The organism is Chryseobacterium sp. POE27 (genome assembly GCF_039727685.1).
Classification (GTDB): domain Bacteria; phylum Bacteroidota; class Bacteroidia; order Flavobacteriales; family Weeksellaceae; genus Chryseobacterium.
This window is the reverse complement of sequence record NZ_CP152475.1, coordinates 135,386-157,540: the sequence shown is the minus strand read 5'-3', so window position 1 is coordinate 157,540 and position 22,155 is coordinate 135,386. Positions and strand designations below refer to the sequence as shown.

The 22,155-nt window shown below is 37.2% G+C and carries 24 protein-coding genes; 9 read left to right on the top strand and 15 right to left on the bottom strand.

The features are described from left to right. Positions 1-12: 12 nt before the first annotated feature. From AAHI02_RS00720 to AAHI02_RS00695, 6 genes are all read right to left on the bottom strand, one after another. On the bottom strand, positions 13-393 hold the full coding sequence (locus AAHI02_RS00720; protein ID WP_346984975.1) for a hypothetical protein: 381 nt from the start codon (positions 391-393) through the stop codon (positions 13-15). Between the two features lie 641 nt (positions 394-1,034). Then, on the bottom strand, positions 1,035-1,700 hold the full coding sequence (locus AAHI02_RS00715) for a hypothetical protein (protein ID WP_346984974.1): 666 nt from the start codon (positions 1,698-1,700) through the stop codon (positions 1,035-1,037). A 245-nt stretch (positions 1,701-1,945) separates the two neighbouring features. Continuing rightward, positions 1,946-2,302: a hypothetical protein gene (locus AAHI02_RS00710; protein WP_346984973.1), complete on the bottom strand. Its 357-nt coding sequence runs from the start codon at positions 2,300-2,302 to the stop codon at positions 1,946-1,948. Then, positions 2,303-2,629, bottom strand: coding sequence for a hypothetical protein (locus AAHI02_RS00705; protein WP_346984972.1), 327 nt, complete (start codon positions 2,627-2,629; stop codon positions 2,303-2,305). A gap of 185 nt (positions 2,630-2,814) precedes the next feature. Continuing rightward, positions 2,815-2,991 carry a DUF3606 domain-containing protein gene (locus AAHI02_RS00700; RefSeq protein WP_346984971.1) on the bottom strand — a complete coding sequence of 59 codons (177 nt, stop codon included), beginning with the start codon at positions 2,989-2,991 and terminating at the stop codon, positions 2,815-2,817. 92 nt (positions 2,992-3,083) lie between these two features. Then, the gene (locus AAHI02_RS00695; RefSeq protein ID WP_346984970.1) at positions 3,084-3,392 is read right to left on the bottom strand and encodes a helix-turn-helix transcriptional regulator; all 309 of its coding nucleotides are present in this window, start codon (positions 3,390-3,392) and stop codon (positions 3,084-3,086) included. 500 nt (positions 3,393-3,892) lie between these two features. Between AAHI02_RS00695 and AAHI02_RS00690 the strand changes: the two genes are divergently transcribed. The 5 genes from AAHI02_RS00690 (at position 3,893) to AAHI02_RS00670 (ending at position 10,625) form a co-directional block, all read left to right on the top strand. Further along, a complete protein-coding gene (locus tag AAHI02_RS00690; protein WP_346984969.1) occupies positions 3,893-4,423 on the top strand; it encodes a hypothetical protein in 531 nt (176 codons plus the stop codon). 146 nt (positions 4,424-4,569) lie between these two features. After that, positions 4,570-4,929, top strand: coding sequence for a thioredoxin domain-containing protein (locus AAHI02_RS00685; protein WP_346984968.1), 360 nt, complete (start codon positions 4,570-4,572; stop codon positions 4,927-4,929). Positions 4,930-5,095: 166 nt separating this feature from the next. Next, a complete protein-coding gene (locus AAHI02_RS00680) occupies positions 5,096-5,866 on the top strand; it encodes a hypothetical protein (RefSeq protein ID WP_346984967.1) in 771 nt (256 codons plus the stop codon). 167 nt (positions 5,867-6,033) lie between these two features. Continuing rightward, positions 6,034-9,213, top strand: a complete 3,180-nt coding sequence (locus AAHI02_RS00675; protein ID WP_346984966.1) for a SusC/RagA family TonB-linked outer membrane protein — start codon at positions 6,034-6,036, stop codon at positions 9,211-9,213. Positions 9,214-9,239: 26 nt separating this feature from the next. Further along, the gene (locus AAHI02_RS00670; protein ID WP_346984965.1) at positions 9,240-10,625 is read left to right on the top strand and encodes a RagB/SusD family nutrient uptake outer membrane protein; all 1,386 of its coding nucleotides are present in this window, start codon (positions 9,240-9,242) and stop codon (positions 10,623-10,625) included. A gap of 96 nt (positions 10,626-10,721) precedes the next feature. On the opposite strand, the gene AAHI02_RS00665 is transcribed toward AAHI02_RS00670, so the two are convergent. The 4 genes from AAHI02_RS00665 to AAHI02_RS00650 all read right to left on the bottom strand — a co-directional run bounded on the left by AAHI02_RS00665 (position 10,722) and on the right by AAHI02_RS00650 (position 14,474). Further along, a complete protein-coding gene (locus AAHI02_RS00665) occupies positions 10,722-11,873 on the bottom strand; it encodes a serine hydrolase domain-containing protein (protein ID WP_346984964.1) in 1,152 nt (383 codons plus the stop codon). A 38-nt stretch (positions 11,874-11,911) separates the two neighbouring features. After that, entirely contained in the window at positions 11,912-13,396 is a 1,485-nt protein-coding gene (locus AAHI02_RS00660; protein ID WP_346984963.1) for a serine hydrolase, read from the bottom strand. Between the two features lie 138 nt (positions 13,397-13,534). Next, positions 13,535-13,849, bottom strand: coding sequence for a hypothetical protein (locus tag AAHI02_RS00655; protein WP_346984962.1), 315 nt, complete (start codon positions 13,847-13,849; stop codon positions 13,535-13,537). Between the two features lie 280 nt (positions 13,850-14,129). After that, positions 14,130-14,474 carry a MauE/DoxX family redox-associated membrane protein gene (locus AAHI02_RS00650; protein ID WP_346984961.1) on the bottom strand — a complete coding sequence of 115 codons (345 nt, stop codon included), beginning with the start codon at positions 14,472-14,474 and terminating at the stop codon, positions 14,130-14,132. A gap of 351 nt (positions 14,475-14,825) precedes the next feature. Between AAHI02_RS00650 and AAHI02_RS00645 the strand changes: the two genes are divergently transcribed. From AAHI02_RS00645 to AAHI02_RS00630, 4 genes are all read left to right on the top strand, one after another. Beyond that, on the top strand, positions 14,826-16,202 hold the full coding sequence (locus AAHI02_RS00645; protein ID WP_346984960.1) for a hypothetical protein: 1,377 nt from the start codon (positions 14,826-14,828) through the stop codon (positions 16,200-16,202). Next, on the top strand, positions 16,120-16,533 hold the full coding sequence (locus AAHI02_RS00640) for a helix-turn-helix domain-containing protein (protein ID WP_346984959.1): 414 nt from the start codon (positions 16,120-16,122) through the stop codon (positions 16,531-16,533). Before AAHI02_RS00645 ends, AAHI02_RS00640 begins: the two co-directional genes overlap by 83 nt. 201 nt (positions 16,534-16,734) lie before the next feature. Further along, complete coding sequence (locus AAHI02_RS00635; protein ID WP_346984958.1) at positions 16,735-17,313, top strand: hypothetical protein; 579 nt, start codon at positions 16,735-16,737, stop codon at positions 17,311-17,313. A gap of 234 nt (positions 17,314-17,547) precedes the next feature. Further along, on the top strand, positions 17,548-18,024 hold the full coding sequence (locus AAHI02_RS00630) for a YetF domain-containing protein (protein WP_346984957.1): 477 nt from the start codon (positions 17,548-17,550) through the stop codon (positions 18,022-18,024). A gap of 106 nt (positions 18,025-18,130) precedes the next feature. On the opposite strand, the gene AAHI02_RS00625 is transcribed toward AAHI02_RS00630, so the two are convergent. The 5 genes from AAHI02_RS00625 to AAHI02_RS00605 form a co-directional block, all read right to left on the bottom strand. Beyond that, positions 18,131-19,249 (bottom strand): serine hydrolase domain-containing protein, encoded by a 1,119-nt coding sequence (locus AAHI02_RS00625; protein WP_346984956.1) that lies wholly within the window; start codon positions 19,247-19,249, stop codon positions 18,131-18,133. 104 nt (positions 19,250-19,353) lie between these two features. Next, positions 19,354-19,845, bottom strand: coding sequence for a DUF6265 family protein (locus AAHI02_RS00620; protein ID WP_346984955.1), 492 nt, complete (start codon positions 19,843-19,845; stop codon positions 19,354-19,356). Between the two features lie 23 nt (positions 19,846-19,868). Continuing rightward, positions 19,869-20,741, bottom strand: coding sequence for a helix-turn-helix transcriptional regulator (locus AAHI02_RS00615; protein ID WP_346984954.1), 873 nt, complete (start codon positions 20,739-20,741; stop codon positions 19,869-19,871). 19 nt (positions 20,742-20,760) lie between these two features. After that, positions 20,761-21,033, bottom strand: coding sequence for a hypothetical protein (locus tag AAHI02_RS00610; protein ID WP_346984953.1), 273 nt, complete (start codon positions 21,031-21,033; stop codon positions 20,761-20,763). 141 nt (positions 21,034-21,174) lie between these two features. Next, positions 21,175-22,062, bottom strand: a complete 888-nt coding sequence (locus AAHI02_RS00605; RefSeq protein ID WP_346984952.1) for a hypothetical protein — start codon at positions 22,060-22,062, stop codon at positions 21,175-21,177. Between the last annotated feature and the right edge of the window lie 93 nt (positions 22,063-22,155).

Here is a 22,155-nt window from a genome sequence, read left to right as displayed (position 1 = left end):
AGAAAAATTGTTTTAATCTATAATTATTGAATCTATTAATTCATTGTTGAAATTAAAATTGTCTATTACATTATTAATTGAATATGAAGAATTAAATTTATTTTGTATTTCAACTACTTCTTTTTCAGTGATAATTTCTTTAGTTCTGTCTTTAAATTCTACTAAAAAATTAAATACATCTTTCTCAGATACGATCGAAAATCCAAGAAGCAGAAAACTTAAGCCATTATCAGAGCTTCCTACTGCATTTAATGAAAAAACATATTTCCCATCAATAGGAAGGTATTGATGGCTATTATTTAAAAATCCCAGTTTATTTAGATGTGAATGAGTTAATGGAGCTTCATAATATTTAATGTCAGCATTCAATTTTTTTTCTTCTTTGTCTTTCACGAAGTATACATTCAATTTGTCATTATCTTTATTAACAAATCGTACTATATGTTGTTTTAAATGTGAATCGGTTAAAACATAGTAATGGTTTTCTTTCATATTATAAATATTTCTTTATGTTTTTAAATTACAGTTAATTTATATTCTGACTCTGTAAATGACAAAAATAAAAACCATTATAAAATTCACTATCAGTATTTTCACTGAATCTTCTCAGCGATTATTCTGCAATTGTGAAAGCTGTGACCCCAAATCTCGTCAGAATTTGTTTTTTGCAATTTTTCATCAGATTACAGGTATTGATAATTTATGTTCATTACTTTATTTTGAAATAATTGTACAAACAAATACAGAATGAATTAGTTCTCATTATTTTTATAAAAGTTCTGATTCAATTAATTCCAATTTGGCTTCCTTCAAAATTTTATTCATTATTTCCAAACATTCTTTTCTGACAGTATCGAATTTATTCCTTAGTTTGAAATCCATAATTTCAAGACAAGTTTCGTGTTGTCTAATTCTTCCATCTTGAATTCCTTGTAAATATAGCGTTCTGATTTCGTTAAGCTTTACTACGATTTTTCGTATCTCTTTTCTCCAATTTTCATTTGATAATTCAGTAAAGTCAAAAGTTGTAGCAATTAAATCTTTTCTCTATTATACAATTTTCCGGTCGAAATTGTCTGCATAGTATCTTTAATGGCCTCAATAAAATCTCCGCCACTTTCTTCATATTGCATATGTCTGTCAAAAGCAGGACGAGAAAATGCTCTTCTAAAAGTTAATAAAATATGTTCATTTTTGTCATATTGATAAATTTTATCTAAAACATCTGAAAAGTAGAAATACATTAAATCCTTATGGTTTAAAATCATTGCTTGCAGATCTTCCCAAAACCATATTTCTACTCGAAAAAGATTCTTTTTAGCTCTTTCCTTATTAATTGCTAATATTATATTTTGAATTTTTACATCTCTGAAAAAAGTTGTAGCAAAAATGAATCTTTCGAGTTGGGGATTAAAATTTTCTGCATTAATTATTTCTTTTTTTATAATATCTTCTGTTAGCAAACTGTAATTTAGTAACTGTCCTTGGGAACTTGTATTTATGACTTTTTTTGCCTGAATACCTGTTAGCCTACGTTTTTCATCATATCCTATTAGGTCTATACCATTTTGTTTTTGCCCTTTTCTCCCATACAGTTGCCAACCTTCATCTTTCCAAATTACATCTACCAGTCCTTTTAAAAAACTTTCAAAATCTTCCCACTTCTGGGGTGGTAAAAGAGTCAAATCGAAATTACCCATTTTATGATTTTTTTAGAATTGTTATAGCAATTTATTACTGATAGTTTTGAAAACTTAAATCCCTTTACCAAGCATTATACATTACAAATTGACGAATATTGAAATATTGATATAAAATATCTTCAATTATCAGTAATTTATCTATTGTGCTTAATTCTTTGATTATATTTTTTATATCATTTTCTAAATTTAAACCCGAAATCCTATTAATTGAAGCTGTCAACATAAAATTATATTCTTCGGACTCATCTTTTTAGTCCAAGTAATTCTGATAACAATCGGAAATTTTTATCAATTATATTTTCGCTATTATTATAATTTAATTGCTCAGAAACATCTTGAATGAAATAATATAAATTATTTGATTTCAAATATTCTAAATTTATTGGATCACTGTGAAATCCAACCTTATAATCTTTACAAAATGAATAATGATGATTTACGCTTCTATCCGAAATAATTTCGTGTGGCGGAATTGTAATTGAATTTTTGAATATTGTTTTATTTCTCCAAATTAAATCTCTTCCTCTTAAAGGATGGAAATAAACTTCACGATACTGAACTGGTAATAATGCAGACGAAAGGAATTTTAATTTTTCCAATTAGGTACTTTTAAAGAACAAAGGTGCAACATAAGCTGCTTTGTTATTCTGTGAGAGTTTATATAAGGCATTATGTTGTCCGTATTCTTTATCTTTTTTTAAAAGTTCAAATGCAAAAAAACCTTTTTCGGTTGGCAAAGAGACTGATTTTCGTTGATTTGCTATTTTCCCAGTAAATCTTGGCGAATAAAAATCAGAGCGTTTAAACTGAATATAAAAAGGTACAATGGTATTTAAAACTCCATCGTAACCTAATTCATTTTCATCAGCCTGAGAAATTCTTCGTATTTCTATATTTTTATCAAAGTAATAATAGCATCTATTCAATGCGGTCTCTATTGCTGAAATATAATCTTCTTCAATAAAATCGGGAATAATTTTTTCACCTTGTTTTTTTTAAAGTTTCATTGGTTACTGTTTAGATAATATAGCTAAAATAAATAAATTTCGAATAACTATATAACAAATCCCAACTCTCGTCAGTATTTACTGATTAAATTAAAAAACTCGAGTTATTTTTCAAGGTACTTCTGTATTTCAGCAGCAGAAGTTCCAACAGCCTTAACTGCTTCTTTCAACTTTTCTTTGGTAACACCAAACTTGTTTGACCAGTATTCTAGTTCCCAAGTTTCGTTCAGATTTACTTTACTTGTATCTTGCGGTTTTCTTTTACTTAAATCGTCACTCATAATAAATAATTTTTGGTTAGTAAAGTAAATGTAAAGAGGTTTGATATTATATCATCACGGTTTTCCGTAAAATGAAAAATCCCAACAATTAGTCAGGATTTTCTTATGTTATGATTTTTAAATTCTTTTTGAAGACGTTCAATCTCCATATTCAAATCATTTAATTCTTTTTCATTGAGCTTAGTAAATAAATGTAAGATATCAATCTCAAAAAAATTGCAGAATTTAACCACAATTTCTAACGTTGGATTTGTTTCTGCTCTTTCAATTCTACCCACGTGATTGCTTGATAAGTTAAGTTCATTGCTTACTTGTAACTGTGAAAGTTTATTTTTCAGCCTATTAAATTGGAACAGTTTTCCAATTTGAATTTTTAGTTCTTCTATCTCCCATATATACATTTAGTAAATTTTGTGTTTTAAAAAGATTTTCATCAACACATATATGTTGTTGTATTCGATTTTTTATTATATTTGTAAAATAAGTTACTGAAACGTAACTTTGCGATACTTCAACGAAATATTAGAAGCTATTGCTTAGAATCTCAACTTGAAAACTGGTACTTTAAAAGGGACGAGACGATAAGCAGAAAGCTCACGACCTAGGCGTGGGCTCTCTTATCTGTTCCAAGGTATACCAGTGCCTCAAGTTAGATATTGTAGAGTTCCACGCCGTTTTATTTCCTATGCAGTCCGCTATCTCTACAATTCTCTAAGCTGCTTTTACAAAATACAGTATCAGATTAAGACAGATACAATGGCAGCGCAACCATTGCGGCTTTACAGCTTTCACGGGACACAATTTTCATTCATATTAATTTTTGGCTTGTATGGGCAGGGAGCTTTGTATGAAAGATTTCCAACGCTTCCTCCTATGCGGTCAATAAACCCAACTAAAACGATTGAAAAATAAAAGGATAGACTTTGAAGCCCGATTTTGGTCCGGCAGCAAGAAACATTCCAGGATAAAACTTATTGAATCCTTTTTCCAGTTCAATGATCTGGTTACCGCCAAACAGATGCTCAATAACATTATGATATATGCAGGGAAAAAGAAAATGGCGATCAATGAAGATTCTTCGGCGATCTTCCATTTCCATCAGGCCTTGCGGTCTTTTGTGCGGGCTTGTTATGCAATCAAACTAAAACAAACGACCTGGGAAATGACTAGTTCTCCTGAGAATCCTTCTCCATTGATACAGGCTTCGCTTTCGGATGAGGAATACCGTAATCCAACCCTGGTATTTCAAAATGCTTTTGCAGAATACAGCATCAGGGATTTTTACTACCATATAGCCATTGCAGTCTATTTCTCGATGGGTGTATTTAAAAATGCTGAGGAAAGCAGCCTTATCAGCCCCTATATCCATCTTACCAAAATGCTGGATGCGGCACATCTTATCCTCGAAAGAAGAATCCAAAAGAATCAATAACCGGCAAATTAAAAATTCAGAGAATGGAAAACAGCACTTAGAAATTACCCCAAAATAAAAAATAAAAAAGCCCTTTCCCTCAGTTTGCCGACCACAGGAAAGAGCATAATCAGTTATTAATAATTATTAAAAACCTATTCAAAAGTATGAAAAATATCTTTTGCAGGGGAATCCTGTCCCTTGTTTTTACCTTGGTGGCGGCTACCACATCCTTTGCCCAGAACAACTCTGTTAAAGTCGGAGAAGCTCTTCCCGAAAGTTTCTGGTCAACCACACATCCCGTGGTCAACCACACGCAAAAAACCTTAGATCTTTCCCAGGATAAGAATAAATTGATCTTAATTGATTTCTGGAACACCTGGTGCAGTGCCTGCCTGATGAATATTCCCAAGATTACTTCTTTGCAGCAGAAGTTCGGGGACAGGATCAGGATAATTCCGGTAAGCAACCAGGATAAAGCGGCACTGGATAAATTTTTTTGCATCTCAAAACGGAAAGAAGTTTAATACGCTAACCTCCGTTTACAACGATTCCTATTTCCATCAACTTTTTCCGCACGCAGGCGTCCCGTTCATCATCTGGATCAAAGATGGAAAATTACTGAGTACCACCGACGCAACGCAGCTCACCGAGGAGACCATCAATGAGATACTGGACGGAAAACAATCCTCATTGCAGACCATTATCCAGATGGACCGTAAACGTCCGTTGATGCTTTCCGGGGATTATGATCGTCAGAAAAATATCCAACTCCTCAATTATTCATTCTTTGCCAAAGGCCCTATTCCCGACATTGGTTCCGGCGGAACATTCCGAACCACACCATCAGGAACGATCAATGGCAGACAATTTACCAATCTGCCTCTTTGGGATATGTATTATGCCATCGGCTTTGAACTATTCAGACAGCAGTCTCAAGAATCCTTTACGGGTAAAAGAATGCTTATCGAGGTTAAAGAACCCCAAAAGCTGATGCTTCAACAAAAAGCAGACGGTTCCAATGATACCTCCAATTTGTACAACTACGAATTCATCATTCCTGAAAATAAGGCTGATGCGCTTTATCAATATATGCTGGATGACATCAACCGCTATTCCGGTTATACGGTAACACTGGAAAAGAGACCTGTACAATGTCTGGTGCTGGTGAGAACAAGTCAGAAGGACAAACTGGCAACCAAAGGCGGGGAAAAACGTTCCACCTTTCCACGAACACCTTCTATCCTTAGAAATGCACCGCTCAGTACTATGATCAATATGCTGAACGGCGAAATTCCCATTAAAGAAATCTTTGTCGATGAGACCGGCTATACCGGAAATGTAGATCTGGAAGTTTCAGGTGTCAAAGATATTTCAACTCTAAGAAAAGAACTTCAGAAATATGATCTTGACCTGATCCCGGCAGAGCGAAACCTATTGATGATGGTCATTAAAGATAATTAGTAATGAATCTATCTGTCAATATTCTACTACCAACCGAACTGGACGATTTATCCTTTGGATTCTGAAATTCAAATTGTTCCGATTAAGACACTCTCACTTTTCTGATTCTAAAAATCACATTTAAAGAATTCCTTTGAACTAACATTAACTCAAAACTATACCCAACTATGAAGAAATTATTAATGCTTCCCACCATCTGCTTTGCTTTGCCAGTAATGGCGCAGCAGATGATTACTGGAAGTGTGATAGATGAAACCACCCGATTGCCGGTGAAAGGCGTAACGGTAGCCATACAGAACACCAAAACCGCGACCACAACAGACCAAAATGGGAAATTCAGCCTTAATACATACGAGAAAAAGATTAGCCTGGTTATTCTAGGAAAGGGCTATGAAGAAAAGGTGCTTCCTTTGGAACTGCCACTTTCAGAACCTTTGAGGATTTACCTGTCAGAGAAAGTGGCGCAGATCGATGAAGTGGTACTGACCACCGGCTATCAGAAAATACCGAAAGAACGTTCCACAGGTTCGTTCTCTTCCGTGGGTAAGACAGCATTGAGCACACAGGTCTCCACCAATATCCTTGACCGCCTGGCTGCCACTGCTAACGGCATTGTCATCAGCCGGGGAACTTCACAGGGAACACCCCAGATTATGGTCAGAGGACTCAGCACGATTCAGGGACCTAAAGCGCCCCTCATCGTTGTGGACAATTTTCCCTACGATGGTGACATCAGCAATTTGAATCCCAATATCGTTGAAAACATCACCATCCTCAAAGATGCCGCAGCAGCAAGCATCTGGGGAGCCCGGGCAGCCAACGGGGTCATCGTTATTACCACTAAAGCATCAAAATATAATCAGCCGATAACAGTAGATTTCAATACCTATCTCACGACAAGCCCCAAGCCGGATCTGAATTACCTCAAAGTAATTTCCAGTGCAGATTTCATCGATGTGGAACAGGAGCTTTTTAAAAAGAACTTTTATAATACAGACATCAACTCTTCCAGCCATCCTGTGCTTTCTCCGGTTGTGGATCTTCTCAACAAGGAAAAGAAAGGCCTGCTTTCTCACGAGGCGGTCCAGCAGGAAATTGAACGACTCAAAGACATCGATTCCCGTGACCAGTTCAAAAGGTATATGTACCAGCCACTCGAAAACAGGCAGTATTCACTCAGTATGGCTGGCGGTGCACCCCAGTTTTCGTGGACTTCTTCATTGGGCTATGACGACAATACCGGAAACCTGGGCGAGAAATATCAAAGGTTGAACCTGCGTTTCCAGAACAGCTGGCAACCATTCAAGAACCTGACACTGAATACCGGAATCTTCTTTACCCATTCAGCAACCAGAAACGGAAGAAGTGCTTACGGTAGTATTATTATGAAGACCAATGCAGTTCCGTATATGGAAATGGCCGATGCGAACGGCAATGCGCTTGTCGTCTCAAAATCTTTTGAGCAGGGCTATAAGTCAGGATTAGGCAATGGAAAATTACTGGACTGGAATTATTATCCGCTGACCGACTGGCAGCATTTCTCAGGTACAGGCAGAAGCTCGGAGATTATTCTCAATGCGGGATTGAATTACAAGATCCTGAAGGGACTGGAAGCTGACCTAAAATACCAGTACCAGCGAACTACCGGGCTATCCAACAGCCTGTATGATGAAGAAAGCTATTATGTCAGGGATTATGTCAACCGCTTCACGGTCATCAATTCCAACGGCAGCCTTACCTATAACGTTCCGAAAGGAAGCATACTGGATAAAACGACCTCTCAGCTGCTCATCAACAATTTCCGTGGTCAGCTGAATTTCAACAGAGGATTTGGAAAACATCAAATCTCAGCGATTGCCGGCGGGGAGGTCAGGGATGCCAATTCCCAGTCGGCCAATACCAGATACTACGGTTATGATCCGAACAACCTTTCATTTGGGACCGTGGACTTTAAAAATAAATATCCGCTGATCACGGGTGGTACTTCCTTTATTGATAACCTGAATGCCCTGCGGGAAACGAACAACCGTTTTGTATCCGTATATGCCAATGCTGCCTATACCTTTGATAACCGCTATACCATTTCCGGAAGTGCCAGAAGAGATGCGAGCAACCTGTTCGGGCTGAAGACCAATGACCAGTGGAATCCGTTTTGGTCGGCAGGAATGTCCTGGAATGTTTCTAATGAAAAGTTCTATCCTCTGAAGTGGCTTCCTGAACTGAAGCTCAGGGGTTCTTATGGTTATAATGGTAATATCAATCCTGCAATGGTCGCCGTAACGACAATGGCCATACTCGGTGTTTCCACCTACACCCAGGAGCAGATGGCCAGGTTTGACAACTATTACAATCCACAGCTTCGATGGGAAACGGTCAGGATGATCAATGCGGGACTGGATTTTGCGACCCGCAACAACAGGATCTCCGGCTCTGTGGAATATTTCCGTAAAAAAGGAGAAAACCTCTTCGGGCAGGTTCCGCTGGATTATACCATAGGATTGACAAGTCTTATATGGAATGTTGCAGGTATTGAAGGTAATGGTGTTGATGTGGAACTCAGGACCATCAACATCAATAAAGGATTCCGTTGGCTGACCACGGCTAATTTCAGTACATACAAAGATAAAGTGACAAAATACTATCCAAGCAGTACCATTGCCCGGAACTTTGTGCTTTCTAGTGTGCCTATCTCAGGAATTGAAGGCTTACCGGTCTATTCGATATTTGCTTACCGGTGGGCAGGGCTCGATTCCCAGAATGGTGATCCCAGAGGTTACCTGAATGGCGAGGTCAGTAAGGATTACGCCAAGATGATGGGAGCCGATGTGAAGGATCTGCAATATTTCGGTTCTGCGATTCCTACGGTTTACGGTTCGTTCACCAACACCTTTTCTTATAAACAATTGACCTTGGATGTAGGGATCACCTATAAGCTGGGATATTATTTCAGAAGGCCTTCCATCAATTATACCAGCCTTTTTAAAGATTGGGTCGGACACAGTGATTATGCTTTACGCTGGCAGAAACCCGGAGATGAGGCTTTTACGGATGTGCCTTCCAACCAGTATCAGACCAACTCCAACAGGGATGCCTTCTATGCAGGTTCGGCGGCTCTGATTGAGAAAGGCGACCATATCCGTTTGCAGTACATCAACCTGGGTTATGAGATCAGCAAAAAGCAGTGGCAGCAGATGCCGCTTAAATCCTTACAGCTTTATGCCAATATCAGCAACCTGGGAATCCTGTGGCAGGAAAGCAAAAGCGGGATCGATCCTGATTTTAATTTGGGCAGCAATGTGGTAAAGCCGCCTGTGATGTACACATTAGGTTTAAAAGCTAAATTTTAAAAATATAAAATGAAAAAATCAGAGATATGAAAACAATCAACGTAATCAAAATAATAAGAACAATAAAAATACTTCTTAAATCATCAGTGCTAATATTGGTATTACTATCCGCTTTGAGCTGCAATGATTTTTTAGACGAAAAGTCAGACCTGAAGCTGGCAACGCCTGATAAGCTGGAGGATAACCAAATCCTGCTTAACAACTACGGTTTTCTGAATGTGGATTTTGCATCCAGCGGTGAGACCAGCTCGGATGATTATTACCTGACAGATGCTGATTATAATGCATTGAGCTTTGAGGCTTCCAAACGTCTTTATACCTGGATGCCGGATAATGTGGCGACTTCTGTTTCCTCCGGAAATGATTGGTCAGCGTGTTACCGGAGCATCTACGTTTGTAATGCCGTACTTTTTAATATGAAGGATAAAAACTATACCGGCGAGCAGGCCGATAATATCAGAGGACAGGCGTTGGCTTTGCGTGCTTTCCGCTACCTGGATGCTGCTCAGATCTGGTGTAAGGCTTATAATCCCGCAACCGCAGGAACAGATTTGGGTCTTCCCCTCAGACTGGATCCGGATATGAATATTCCATCTGTACGATCAACGGTCAAGCAGACCTATGAGCAGATCATCAGTGATCTTCAGACGGCCATTCCACTACTGTTACAAAAGCAGATTTCCGGAATGCGGATCTCAAGGGCAGCGGCTTATGGCCTTTTAGCCCGAACTTATCTTTTTATGGGAGATTATGAGAAAGCGCTCAGCAATACGGAAGCGGCATTGAATATTGGTGGTGAGCTGATGGATTTTAATACCCTGAATCCTGATGCAGATTATCCTGTTGCGGAACTGAACAAAGAGGTCCTGCTCTGGGCAGCGATGAAGTATGAATACCATCTGATTCCGGCTAAGATCCCTGACCACATTTACCAGATGTACGATAATAATGATTTGCGGAAAACCATATTTTTTAGAAAGAACACTGCGAATGAAGTGTTGTTCAAGGCGTATTACAATAATGCCAACGGACCGATAGTGAGTGTGGCCATCGATGAGCTGTACCTGATGGCGGCTGAGTGTAAGGTAAGAATGAATAAAATCCAGGAAGGTATAGGTTATCTTAACACCTTGCTTATTAAAAGATGGAAAACAGGAACTTTTGTTCCGATAACTGCCAATTCACAAGCACAGGCTTTGGATATTGTTCTGAAAGAACGGCGGAAAGAGCTGCTGATTCGTGGACTCCGATGGCCAGACCTCAAAAGGTATAACCGGGACGGGGCTAATGTTACGTTGATAAGGACAATTAAAGGACAAACTTATAGCTTACCACCAAACGACCCTCGCTATGCGATCGCCATTCCGGAAGACATCATTACTCTGAGCGGAATGCCACAAAATCCGAGATAAACAAAACAGGGCTGGAATTTTCCAGCCCTGTTTTGTTAAGAATTGATCTGTTACGGTCTTCTTTCACTTGGGTGCCCATGAGACGACGGATAAATCTTACCTTCCGGTTGATCCGTGTGTTATAGGAACCATTATCTTATCTGCCAAAGTAATCAGTTCATTTTGAGTGCCTTGGTCGGCCTCATTTGACAATAGAACAATACCGGAATTCAAGTCAGGATAAAAAACCATATAGCTGCTGAATCCCAGGCTTCCTCCTGTATGTGAGATGCTTCTCCTGCCATCTTCTGTTATTTTTACTTTCCAGTTAAGCGCAACGGCACCATCCTCGATCTTGCCAAAAGTAGGCTGATGACTCAGAGATACCACAGGATCTTTTTCATTCAATTGGAAATCCATATATTTCAACATATCCGAAGTGGATGATGCGATGCTGGCTGCCACTCTGAGATCGTCCCAATCAATCACCGGCATTATTCTTCCTTTGCCGTCGTAGCCCTTTGCCATTTTTAATGGGACTTCTCCGGATTTCAGCAGATAGGTATTTCTCATCTTTAATGGCTTTGCAAAATATTTTTTCAGAAGATTTTCGTAATTATCATTATAAACACGCTCCATTATATATCCCAGCAATTGTGCTGCAGTATTACAGTGCTTCGAAATGCTGCCCGGCAGCACTTTTAATTTCACCTGATGAAGATCCCGATAGAGATCCTGCCTGCTGTAAATTGTGTGTACAGAATCTAAAATATAAGGTATAGCATCCGGATCTGCTTTGCCAAAAATATCTTTATCCGGCATCCAATTGGGGAGTCCCGATGTAAGATTGGCCAAATTCAGCAAAGTGATCGGTGTTCCGTTATATTCCAAGTTAGGATAATCTTCCTTCAGATATTTTCTTATGTCATCATTCAGGTTTACCTTTTTATCAAGAACGGCCTTTGCCAGTAGCGTTGAACCAAATGTCTTTGTAATGGAAGCTAGTTCGTATAGTGTATGTTCTGTCGGAAGATCCTGCTTATCTCTTTCAGTTGAGCCGTAATTATAGATAAATTTCTTCCCATTTTTGATAATACCTACCGAAATACCGACTCTCGAATTATTCTGCATAAATGCAGAAATCGATCGATCTACCAGGGAATCGGATGCTGTTTTTAATTTATTGTCGGTAGGAAATTTTATAGGACCTGTCTGCGCAAAATACCCTGACGCGCAGATTAAAGTGAACATTAATAGCGTTTTTTTCATATAGGCTTAAGTTTTAAAATGTGTTTACTGACACATTCTTATTTTTTATCTTTTAAATAATTGGCCGCATTGATATTGTCAGGATTCAGTTCTAACGATTTCCTGTAGTTAAGGATGGCTTCCTTACGATTTCCAAGGGTTTCCAGTATTTCACCATAGCTATCGTAGACATTGGAACTTTTTGGAAACAACAGGGTATTCAATTTAAAAATTTCCATTGCTTCATTTTTTTTGCCTAGTTCTATAAGCTGATACCCCCAGGAATTGACCTCATCCTCGGTCAGACTAAAGTTTTTATCGTCTTTACTGATTTTGTCGAAAATTTTATTGGCATCTTTAAAATCATTCTTTAACAGTTGCTGGCGCAGGAACTTCAAATTCTTACTTAATCCGAAGCCGTTTTTTACTTTCATATCCGGAAGATAGAAACCGGCAATTTCATCAATGAACCATTCGGGGTTTGAACCCTGGAGATTGGTAAGCACGACTACCGATAAATTGTCCTGAGGATAGACAAACAATGCGGAGCGCATTCCGCCAACGGGTGCCAGTGCAGGGTGCTCTTCTCTGACGACTGTCGGCCAGCCCAGGGCATAACCATTGGTCAACTTATTGAATCCTCCGATATTTCCGTTATTCAATCTGGCTGTAGCAAACATCTGATTCAGGCTTGATTGTTTTTTCAACAGTTTTTTGCTTTGGAGTGCAATAAGCCATTTGGCCAGGTCTTCGGAGGTGGAAATAATCCCGGTTGCCGTTCTGAAAAACAGAGGAAAAGTGGCATAGTCATTATGCAGCTTACCGTCATTGATCCACTTTCCGCCATCATTGTAAATGGTGGAATACGCGTTTGAATTATGTGGAATGACATCGTTTGAATCGCCAAAACGGGTGGAGACCATACCGCAGGGTCTGAATTGATTTTCTTCAATGAATTTTGTAAAATGCTGGCCGCTGAGTTTGGTTATGATCCTTCCTAAAATATAATATCCTGTCTGATTGTAACTGAATTTGTCTCCGGGATTAAATTCCATGGGTAATTTTCTTACCATTTCCCAGTTGCGATTTTCATCACCATCCCCCAATACCTGTTCCTTTTCGTTTATATTATTGGGAAGACCGGAAGTATTGCTTAAAAGCTGATCGATCCTTATAGATCTCCATTCGTTAGGAATGTCGTCAATATATATGGATATCTGGTCCTTTACGTTTAATTTACCCTGTTCCTGCAACTGCATTATTGCTACCCCTACAAAAGCTTTGGTCATAGAATTAATTGAAAAGGTTGTTCCTGAACTGGTTGCTACCTGATGTTCAAGGCTTGCGAAACCGTAATTTTTCAGTTTATCAATTTTTCCGTTCCGTACAATTGCTACCTGAAGACCAGGAATGTTCAACTGTACCATTTTTTGTTTGATGAATAGATCAATACTGTCTGTGGTGTTTTGAGCAGTCAGGTGTTTTGAAAATAATACGGCAAACAGAAGTGATATAAGTTTGATTTTCTGAAATGACTTTTTCATCTTAAATATTTAGTGGTTAATTATACTAATGACAATCGTAATAATCAATTTGTTACATTTATAAAAACCGCTCTTTTCACTATAAGAAAAAAAACAGGGCTGGAAAATTCCAGCCCTGCATCGTTAAGGATTGATCAGTTAAGGTCTTCTTTCACTTGGGTGAATCGCAAGAACCTGGGCATTGGTCAGCCCGTCGATCACATCATTCAGGCTGCTTCCTTCCGGAACGGTCATCGAACAAGGTCTGTTTCCTGACGTAATACAGGATGGACTTGTGCCTTCCTGCCAGTTGGCGACTTCAGCGAAAGCACCTTCTGACACATCACTGCTGTTGTAAAAGTACTGTTTGTCAGCAGACTTTTTCTCCATCACTTTGAAGGACATCACAGCCCCTGAAAATATCACGGCCGCAATCGCTACCGCATTAACTTTTAAAAATTGGTTGAATTTCATTATTCCGGTCTTTTTGTACATCAAAAAAAGATTACCTTAAAAACTTTAGAAATCTGCCTGGGAATTACGGATGAACCGGTAAGAATTACTTGTTGTACCCATAGTTTTCAAAACTTGCCATACCATTATACCGTATTCTTTGTGTTCCCGGACAAATTGTGGTTAGTAAATACATTAAAAATTGTCGGTTGTTAAACAGCTTTCGGCTGCCTAATTTTAAGGTTGAACATTAATAGCAAATTCAGTCATAATCATCCGTAAGCAAACTACGGTAACATACTTAGTCAGCAGGCCTGCTGTATCTTAGATTTAAACCTAAAGCAATAGAAGAAAGGATGACACAGCCAATATTGAAATACAGATGCTGATGCCAACTCATTTTCTCCAAAATTCCGCCGCAGGAACAAGGGAGATTTTTATTTGTCCTTAGTAGTAAAGCAATATATCCGGTGAAGATGAGCATCAAAACAAAGCTTCCTATCAGTCCTGTCGTTCTGGTTTTCCGGTAGCATAACAATCCTACAATCAGAAATTCAGCAATGATTATCATGTATGGCAGGAATTGTGAAAATCCATTCAACAATGATGATGCTGAAACCTGATTCCTAAAATTCTCAAAATCCATTAACTTACTGATGCCGACGTAACAAAACAGCAGGATAAAAAAAGTAGCTGATGAATTCTGAGATTCTTGTTTTCGACATTTTCATAATCATTATTAGTTTTTAAATTTCTTTCCAGTTTATTTGCCCTGAATTCTGAAGACTAAATTACAGTGAATGCAACACTACTAAAAGAAATCGTGGGAACGATTTATATTTACAAGTCACAAATGATACATTTTTACCACTATTTTTGTTTTTAAATAACTGAAAATAAAATATTTGTGTCGTTTTTACGATTTCTGTCAAGGCATTGGCTCCTACAAGTGATTTTAAAAAGATTTTTCCGGTAAATTTGAGTATATCTTATCGCTATGAATTATCATCATAAGCTTTCACTGCTGATTTTCAATCTATTGTCTTTCTTTATGTTGGCGCAGGATTTAGAAAAACTGACATACAAGACGATTTCAGACTTGTATGCGGGTTATCCTGAAAATGATGAAAGAGCAATAGTATTTGTAAACCGCTATATCGAAAAAGCCAAAAGCGAGCATTGCCTTAATAAGCAAATCATCGGTTATGAAGAAGCCATCTTTTATACTAAAAATGTAAACTGCAAATTATCTTACGCTGACAGTGCCATTTCTGTGGCGTTGCAAGCAAAAGTCCCTGATGTCATCTCAAGGTCTTACCTCGGAAAAGGAATCATTTACTATTACAACAAAAGACAGTATAAGCAGGCTTTGGAACAATATCTTAAAGCTTATCAATGGTCTCAAAATTCAGACAACGATTATCAGAAAAACAAGGTTATCTATCATCTGGGTATGGTAAAAAGTTATCTGGGTGATTATCAGGAAGCGTCCAGACATTTTAGAAATACAGCGAGGTATTTTGAGGAACGTCTCAAAGAAAATCTTAATCCCAACATCAAGCTGAATAATGAAGCGGGATATTTTAACAGCATTTATCGGCTCAGCAACTGTTATAGAAATTTAGGATTGTACAGTCAGGAAGATTCGTTGATTGATATGGGTTTGCAAAAACTGGAAAATATCAACGACCATCTATTGGAATACGGTTATTTGCAAACAGGAAAAGGCGTACAGCTTTTGAGAAAAGGAGATAAAAATGAAGCCTTAAAACATTTAAAACTATCACGTGATATTTTACTTATTAATCAGGATTACGGCTCATTAACATTGGTTTATTTTTATTTAGGAAAAGCATATTGGCTCCAAGGAAACAGGGCGGAATCTTTGCGTTACCTGAATAAAGTAGATTCTATGATTCATAAATTCCATTTCATAAGCCCTGAGATACGCTCGAATTATCAATATCTTCTTGATGATGCAAAACAAAATGGTAATGTTGATGGGCAATTATATTATATCGACCAGTTGTTGAAAATGGATTCAATTCTCATTGCCGATTTTCCAATGATGGCATCAAAAATCTATCACGAATATGACAGGATTCCATTACTACAGGGCAAACGATTGTTGGAAAAGAAAAATCATAATATTAACCTATTGACTATTGCTGCGGTTGTATCTATCATTATTATGTTGCTTGTTCTGCTAGATTACCGGCGGCGGATGAAAAAGAAAAGAATTGATATTAAGTATTATGAATTACTGGAAAGAATGAAAAATCAGGATGGTTTTGTTGAGACAATTCCCATTTCTTCCGGTAAAAAAAGAGCCTTTCAGCCAGGAAGTTATCGAAGATATCAAATCAAAACTTAAAAAGTTTGAAGAGCAGAAGCAGTTTCTGACTAAAAATCTGACTTTACCAAAGGTTGCCAAAATGCTTGGCCGAAACCATTCCCAATTGTCCTACGTGCTGAACGAGCATTTGAAAATATCTTTCACGCAGTATCTCAAGACTTTAAGAATCGGTTACATTACCAATCTTCTTATGGAAAATAAAAAGTTTCTGCTGTACAAAGTTGAAGATTTAGCCAAAGAATGTGGAATGTCCAGCCGACAATTGTTTTCATCCCATTTTCTTGAAATTAATGGGATGAGACCCATAGAATTTATAAATAAGAGATTGAAGGAGATTGAAGAGAATTGATTATTTGAAATAAATGCTTTGTAATCTTATACCGATACTTCTTTTACAATGCAAAGATGATTGGCGTAATTTATAATATGTAAATTTGAGTACTGTGTTATAAATAAATTTAGTTTTAACAATATGATAACATCTCTATAAATACTAAAAGAAAATCAAATTAAACTAACTGAAGAAATTATTGAGACAGCATACAAATTGTTGACTCACAAACTTGCATTTGGTGGGCTAACAGCTAGGAATGAAATCGCTTTTCAAATGGAGTTTGGACATATTCTCAAGACAATTGGGCAACTATATGAGTTTCGCCTTGTTGATAAATTTCACCTCGAGTTTGAGACTTATATTTCATTGAATGGGGCCAGTATTAAAAGTAAAACAAATAGAGCAAGAGTTGACTTGTTATTAAAATATCAAGATAATGACAACACGACAAAAGCAGCTATCGAATTGAAATTTTTCAAAAAAGAAAACCACAGAGAACCAAATAATCGTTATGATGTATTTAAAGATATTTCAAATCTTGAACTTTACAAAAGTCACGATATAGATATCTGTTATTTTATTCTAGCAACTGACCATTCCCATTATTGCAATCAAGACAATTATTCATTGGATACAGCAGATTTTGACTTTCGGAACAATAAAGAGTATAAAGCAGGAAAGATTTTGCAATATAAAACAGCAAAACCTTTTGGTCCAGACATAACACTAAAACAAGATTATACTTTTAAGTGGGACAAAATCAATGATTTGCATTTTTTAAAATTAAAAGTCTGAGACTTTTGGATCACTAAGTTCAACCGAAAAGTTAGAAAAACATTACAATAGCTTTACAGGTTCACACAGAGTCGGAAAAACAACTTGACGGAATAGATTCCACCGTAAACATTTGTGTAAAAATCATTTCATTACAGGTCATTTCTGGCATTATTTTATCAACACTAACGATAAAAATAGTAAATGAAAGATTTGTTGTTTGAAAATTGGGAAAAACTTGGTCAGGTCGCATTAATGACCATTGCCTCTTTTGTCATACTGTTCCTTTTCATCAGGATCTCAGGAAAAAGAACCTTGGCTAAGTTCAACGCTTTTGATTTTGTGGTCACGGTCGCCCTGGGTTCCACATTGGCTTATATGATGCTTGCGATGGTTCCATTGGCAGAAGGTGTAATGGTCTTATTTCTGATAATAGCTTTACAATACCTGTTCGCTAAACTGGTCAGTACATCGGACAAAATGGAACACTTGATCAATTCCTCTCCACGCTTACTGTTCTATAAAGGCAAATACCTCAGAGACAATATGAACACCGAGGCCATAACGGTTGATGAGATCAACGCTGTAGTGCGTCAGGAAGGAATTGAAAAGTTAGACGATGTTCTGGCAGTTGTCATCGAGCTCAATGGAGAGATCAGTGTCATCAAAAAATCGGATACTCCAGGTGGTAAAAGTTCTTTGGAAGATCTTGATATCCCTGAGGGTCAATAAAACATAGCTACTATGCAAGAAGTGTTGTCGTTATGAAACAATTTGATTCTTATTTAATAGTTTTACTTCACTAAAAAATCATTTTAGCAGGGACTATTTTAAAAATCTATTTTTTAGTATTAACTGTTTTTAACCAGCTTTGATAGATCGGAAACCAGACCCGGTCACCATTGGATCCGTTGCATAGAACGATGATGCCGCTTTTCGTTGGCAAATCCAAAAATAGAGCAGCACTCCAGCCTACATTTTCGCCGGTGTGTCCTATGGTTCTGAAACCTTCATAATTCATAAAACGATATCCCAGCCCGCTTTCACCTTCGTTGGAACTTGGAAGAACAGGCGTTTCCATTAACTTGATGGTGCTCGGTTTCAATACTTTATTCAATTGTTTTGGATTACGGTTAATTGACAATTCTGCAAAATGTGCCAGATCTTTGATAGTGGTCTGAAGTCCTGCCGCTGCTTTTTCAGTGAAGATCCGGTTTTTTATAGGATTACCATTTTCGTCATAGGCCGTTGCTGAAGTAGCCATCATTTCTACTGTCCATTCATAATTGGTATTTTTCATTCCAAGTGGCAGGAAGATATTATTTTTCATATAGGTGGCAAAACTTTGGTTCGTTCTCTCTTCCAGAAGCAGTTGTGCAAGAGTGTAACCTCCCCCGGAATAGTCCCATTTAGTTCCCGGCTCGCTGATAAGATGTACGGTTTCACCATTGCGTTTGGTTTTCCCGTTCAGTGATTCTTCCAGACTTAACAGTGGTATTCCTTGGTCTGATCCGCCGTAACCGTGTACCGAAAGCCCTGCTGTATGGCTCAAGATCCGTCTCAGTGTTACTTTTGATCTGTCAAATTCAGATTCCGGTAAATGCCATCGGGTTAGATATTGATCAACGGAATCGTCCAGTTTGATAAGATCTTTTTCCGTGAGCTGCATAAAGCCCCAGGCAGAGATCAACTTGGAGATGGAGCCAATATTAAAGATCGTTTCAGAAGTTACAGGTTTTTTGCTTGCAAAATCCGCATAACCGATCGACTGTATCCAGGCAATCTTTCCATCCCGGATCACGGCTACTGCAACTCCGGGAACATTATTCTTTATGGTAAGTTCATTACCTAATGTTTCAATTTCTTCATACAGCGGATCTGTTGTATGAAGAATTGCATTCTGAGAATGTCTGGTTGCCGAACAAGAGAAAATCATTCCCAAATAGACGATCAACAAGGTAAATGAGAAGAAGCTTTTTTAGGTGAATATTATTTCCCATAAATTTTAATTAGCCAACACTCAAATATCCGAAATAATAATCAGCTACAATAAAATATTAATTACGTTTTTATCTTTTCACTCTTTTCATTGGGAAGGTCTGTTTGCGTTTCTGTCCGTTTTTTTGTTCCTGAAATTTCTGCGATCAATGAATCGGAAGTGATTTTTGTGTAAGCGATGATCTGCGGAAAGTCGTGCTCTGGATTTTCAAAGACCAATTTATTTTCAGAAATAGTTTTGGCGACAAAACGAACAGGCAGACCACCATTTTGATTATTAACAGTGGGAATGTAAAACAACTTTTTATTTTCCTGCACGAGCCGGATCTTTTCAAAAACGATCGTGTCTTTGTCTTTTATGCTATAACTTTTCCCCGAAAATTCATTATTGCGAGCCTTGGTCCAGGTTTCATAGATGCTGCCTCTTTGGGTTTTATTTTCCCACGTACCGATTAGCCATTCCGCTTTTTGAATATCATTTTTATAATTTATTGTCCAGGCATAAAGAATAGCCAAACTAACAACCGTAATAAAAAATTTTGCTCCTGTTTTCATAATTTTAGCTCATTGAATAATTGTCATTTGGCAAAGTTGCAATGTTTTTGAAAACTAAAATTGTAAAAATGGGACAAGTCTAATCCGTGCCGTAAAAAAAGCGAGGACATTTTAAGGTGAGTACCATAAAATTCTTTGGGCGTAGATCCGGTAAATTCTTTAAACTCTTTGATAAAGTGTGCCTGATCGTAATACTCGTTTTCGTAAGCCAGTTCTGCGAGGTTGGAGAACTGATCGTTGAGCAACATTTTGAGGGCAGCCTGCAATCGGATCGTCCTGGATAATTGTTTTGGACTGAGGCCAATGGCTGAAGAAAATTTGCGTAACAATTGTCTTCGATTGACTTGGGTAAGCTGGGACAGTTCATCGACCGAAAGTTGTCCGTTGGCTGTGATTATAGTTTCAACAGTTGATTTGACAATGCGATCAATGGTTTCGATGTCGGTCAGTCGATCAAGTAAAAATATTTCAATAAGCTTTATTCTTTCCGAAGTGGAATTGGCATTTAGGACCTGTTGCCCAATTTCCTGTCCATCCTTTCCAAACAGCTTTTCCAATGAAACGGCGGTATTTTCCATCTCTTTTATGGAATTACTGGTAAAAGGCAAAAATCCTTCCGGATGAAAGCGAACGGAGAAAATTCCTGTCTCGCCAGTTGGCTCGATTTCAAGTGGCCGTGTCAGTTGTCCGATGACAAAACATCTGGGTTGGATAATGCTGTTCCTATTATCCAAGTATTGTTTGTATAGATCTCCATAATGAAAGATCATCTCCATACATCCGTCAGGAACGATGGTTTGCTTTTCAGACGTTTCTTCTTTCGGGCTTTCCAATGTCCAATAACTTTTGATAAATGCTGTTAAGTCCTGATCCGGTTCAAATGTCTGGTAATTCATCTGGCTTGTTTTTGAAAATCTATTTTGGACCGAATTTATAAAATGTTTTTGTAGTTATGCTTTTATTGCTATCAGTTCGATCATTACTGAAGTAATTAATTTCATTTTTACTGTTAATATCTAAAAGATAATAGTAAGTATTGGGTAAAATAGACGCAGGATATACATACCAGTTGGTTCCTCCGTCAAAGGATAAAAAGACAGATTCATACCCAACTAAATAAATTTCTTTATCTCTCTCAATAACTGTCTTACTATCGGAATAATCAGAAACTTTATCATTTAAAATCATCTTTCCTGAGCCGTTCTTAAAGATTAATTCTCGATCATTTACAAGCTGAAAATTTTTATAATCTCTTATACTATCTTTTTTTTGAAACTCTTGTTCTTTGTTAGAACTCTGAACATCCCTTTTCTCATCTACTTGAAACTTTCACTTATCATTGATCTTTTTTAACGATAATTGAAAATCAACGTTGTTATATTGATCTGGCCAGTACTTACCTAATATCACAGAGTCATTTTGAATCGATAATTCGTTATATTCAAAAAAGTTGTTGTTTTTAGGCGTTTTTAGAGAGTCGATCACTTTCATATTTTTAAGCAAGTAGTATATACCTTGTTCTCTTATTCTGTTTTTCAATTCATCCGGTTCAGTGACCTTGTAATATACTACTGCGTGATTTTTGTCAATAAAAGTAATTTTTCTTTCATTTTTGTATTTATCAAAAATTGAATATTTGTCAAATATCTCTTTTGCTTTTTTGTCCTTTTGCCAGGTTTTACCTTCATCTTTTGAGCTGTAAATATTTTTTTCTGGTGGTATCTTATTATATAAAATCGCTGAGCTATAATTATTAGATTCCTGTTTTATCCAAACAGGTAAATAGATCACTTTCACTTTACTGAAAGGATTCACGTAAGGACTTTCACAGTTAAAATTCAATCCATCTTTGTTTGGAAGGAAAAGTTCCACCCTATTTTCTTCCTTATATAAAGAGAAAGATGTTGTTCTATCCCCCGAAATATCAACCATTCCCCAAAAACGATTTGGATCTCTGGTAGGTTCAGGTTTTTCCATCCAGGAATACTTTATGGATAAATTATTAATCTTTGTAGGTTCTATTCTTTTTTCTAAAGTTAGATGTCCATTCAAAAAGTAATGATCTATAACATATTGATCTTCCCTGGTTTCTCGCAGATTGTCTGCAGGCTTGTAATATAGTAAACTTGAATTGTAAATGTTTTTAGGGATGATGAAGTATTTCCGGTTTAAGTTCTTTGTATTTAAAAATTTTACTTTTCCGTTTGTTTTAGGCAATTTGTTTGAGATGTATTTATTCCAATTTGGAAAATAATAGTGTCCGGCTAAAAATGGTAGCTTATAATTGAACTTGCAACTATTTTTGAGACA

Coding starts and splice junctions, on each gene's coding strand:
- AAHI02_RS00630 (WP_346984957.1), top strand. CDS start 17,548: ATGACCATTGCCTCTTTTGTCATACTGTTCCTTTTCATCAGGATCTCA.
- AAHI02_RS00665 (WP_346984964.1), bottom strand. CDS start 11,873: ATGAAAAAAACGCTATTAATGTTCACTTTAATCTGCGCGTCAGGGTAT.
- AAHI02_RS00620 (WP_346984955.1), bottom strand. CDS start 19,845: ATGAAAACAGGAGCAAAATTTTTTATTACGGTTGTTAGTTTGGCTATT.
- AAHI02_RS00675 (WP_346984966.1), top strand. CDS start 6,034: ATGAAGAAATTATTAATGCTTCCCACCATCTGCTTTGCTTTGCCAGTA.
- AAHI02_RS00610 (WP_346984953.1), bottom strand. CDS start 21,033: ATGATTTTAAATGATAAAGTTTCTGATTATTCCGATAGTAAGACAGTT.
- AAHI02_RS00655 (WP_346984962.1), bottom strand. CDS start 13,849: ATGAAATTCAACCAATTTTTAAAAGTTAATGCGGTAGCGATTGCGGCC.
- AAHI02_RS00650 (WP_346984961.1), bottom strand. CDS start 14,474: ATGGATTTTGAGAATTTTAGGAATCAGGTTTCAGCATCATCATTGTTG.
- AAHI02_RS00715 (WP_346984974.1), bottom strand. CDS start 1,700: ATGGGTAATTTCGATTTGACTCTTTTACCACCCCAGAAGTGGGAAGAT.
- AAHI02_RS00700 (WP_346984971.1), bottom strand. CDS start 2,991: ATGAGTGACGATTTAAGTAAAAGAAAACCGCAAGATACAAGTAAAGTA.
- AAHI02_RS00645 (WP_346984960.1), top strand. CDS start 14,826: ATGAATTATCATCATAAGCTTTCACTGCTGATTTTCAATCTATTGTCT.
- AAHI02_RS00615 (WP_346984954.1), bottom strand. CDS start 20,741: ATGAATTACCAGACATTTGAACCGGATCAGGACTTAACAGCATTTATC.
- AAHI02_RS00685 (WP_346984968.1), top strand. CDS start 4,570: ATGAAAAATATCTTTTGCAGGGGAATCCTGTCCCTTGTTTTTACCTTG.
- AAHI02_RS00670 (WP_346984965.1), top strand. CDS start 9,240: ATGAAAACAATCAACGTAATCAAAATAATAAGAACAATAAAAATACTT.
- AAHI02_RS00660 (WP_346984963.1), bottom strand. CDS start 13,396: ATGAAAAAGTCATTTCAGAAAATCAAACTTATATCACTTCTGTTTGCC.
- AAHI02_RS00695 (WP_346984970.1), bottom strand. CDS start 3,392: ATGTATATATGGGAGATAGAAGAACTAAAAATTCAAATTGGAAAACTG.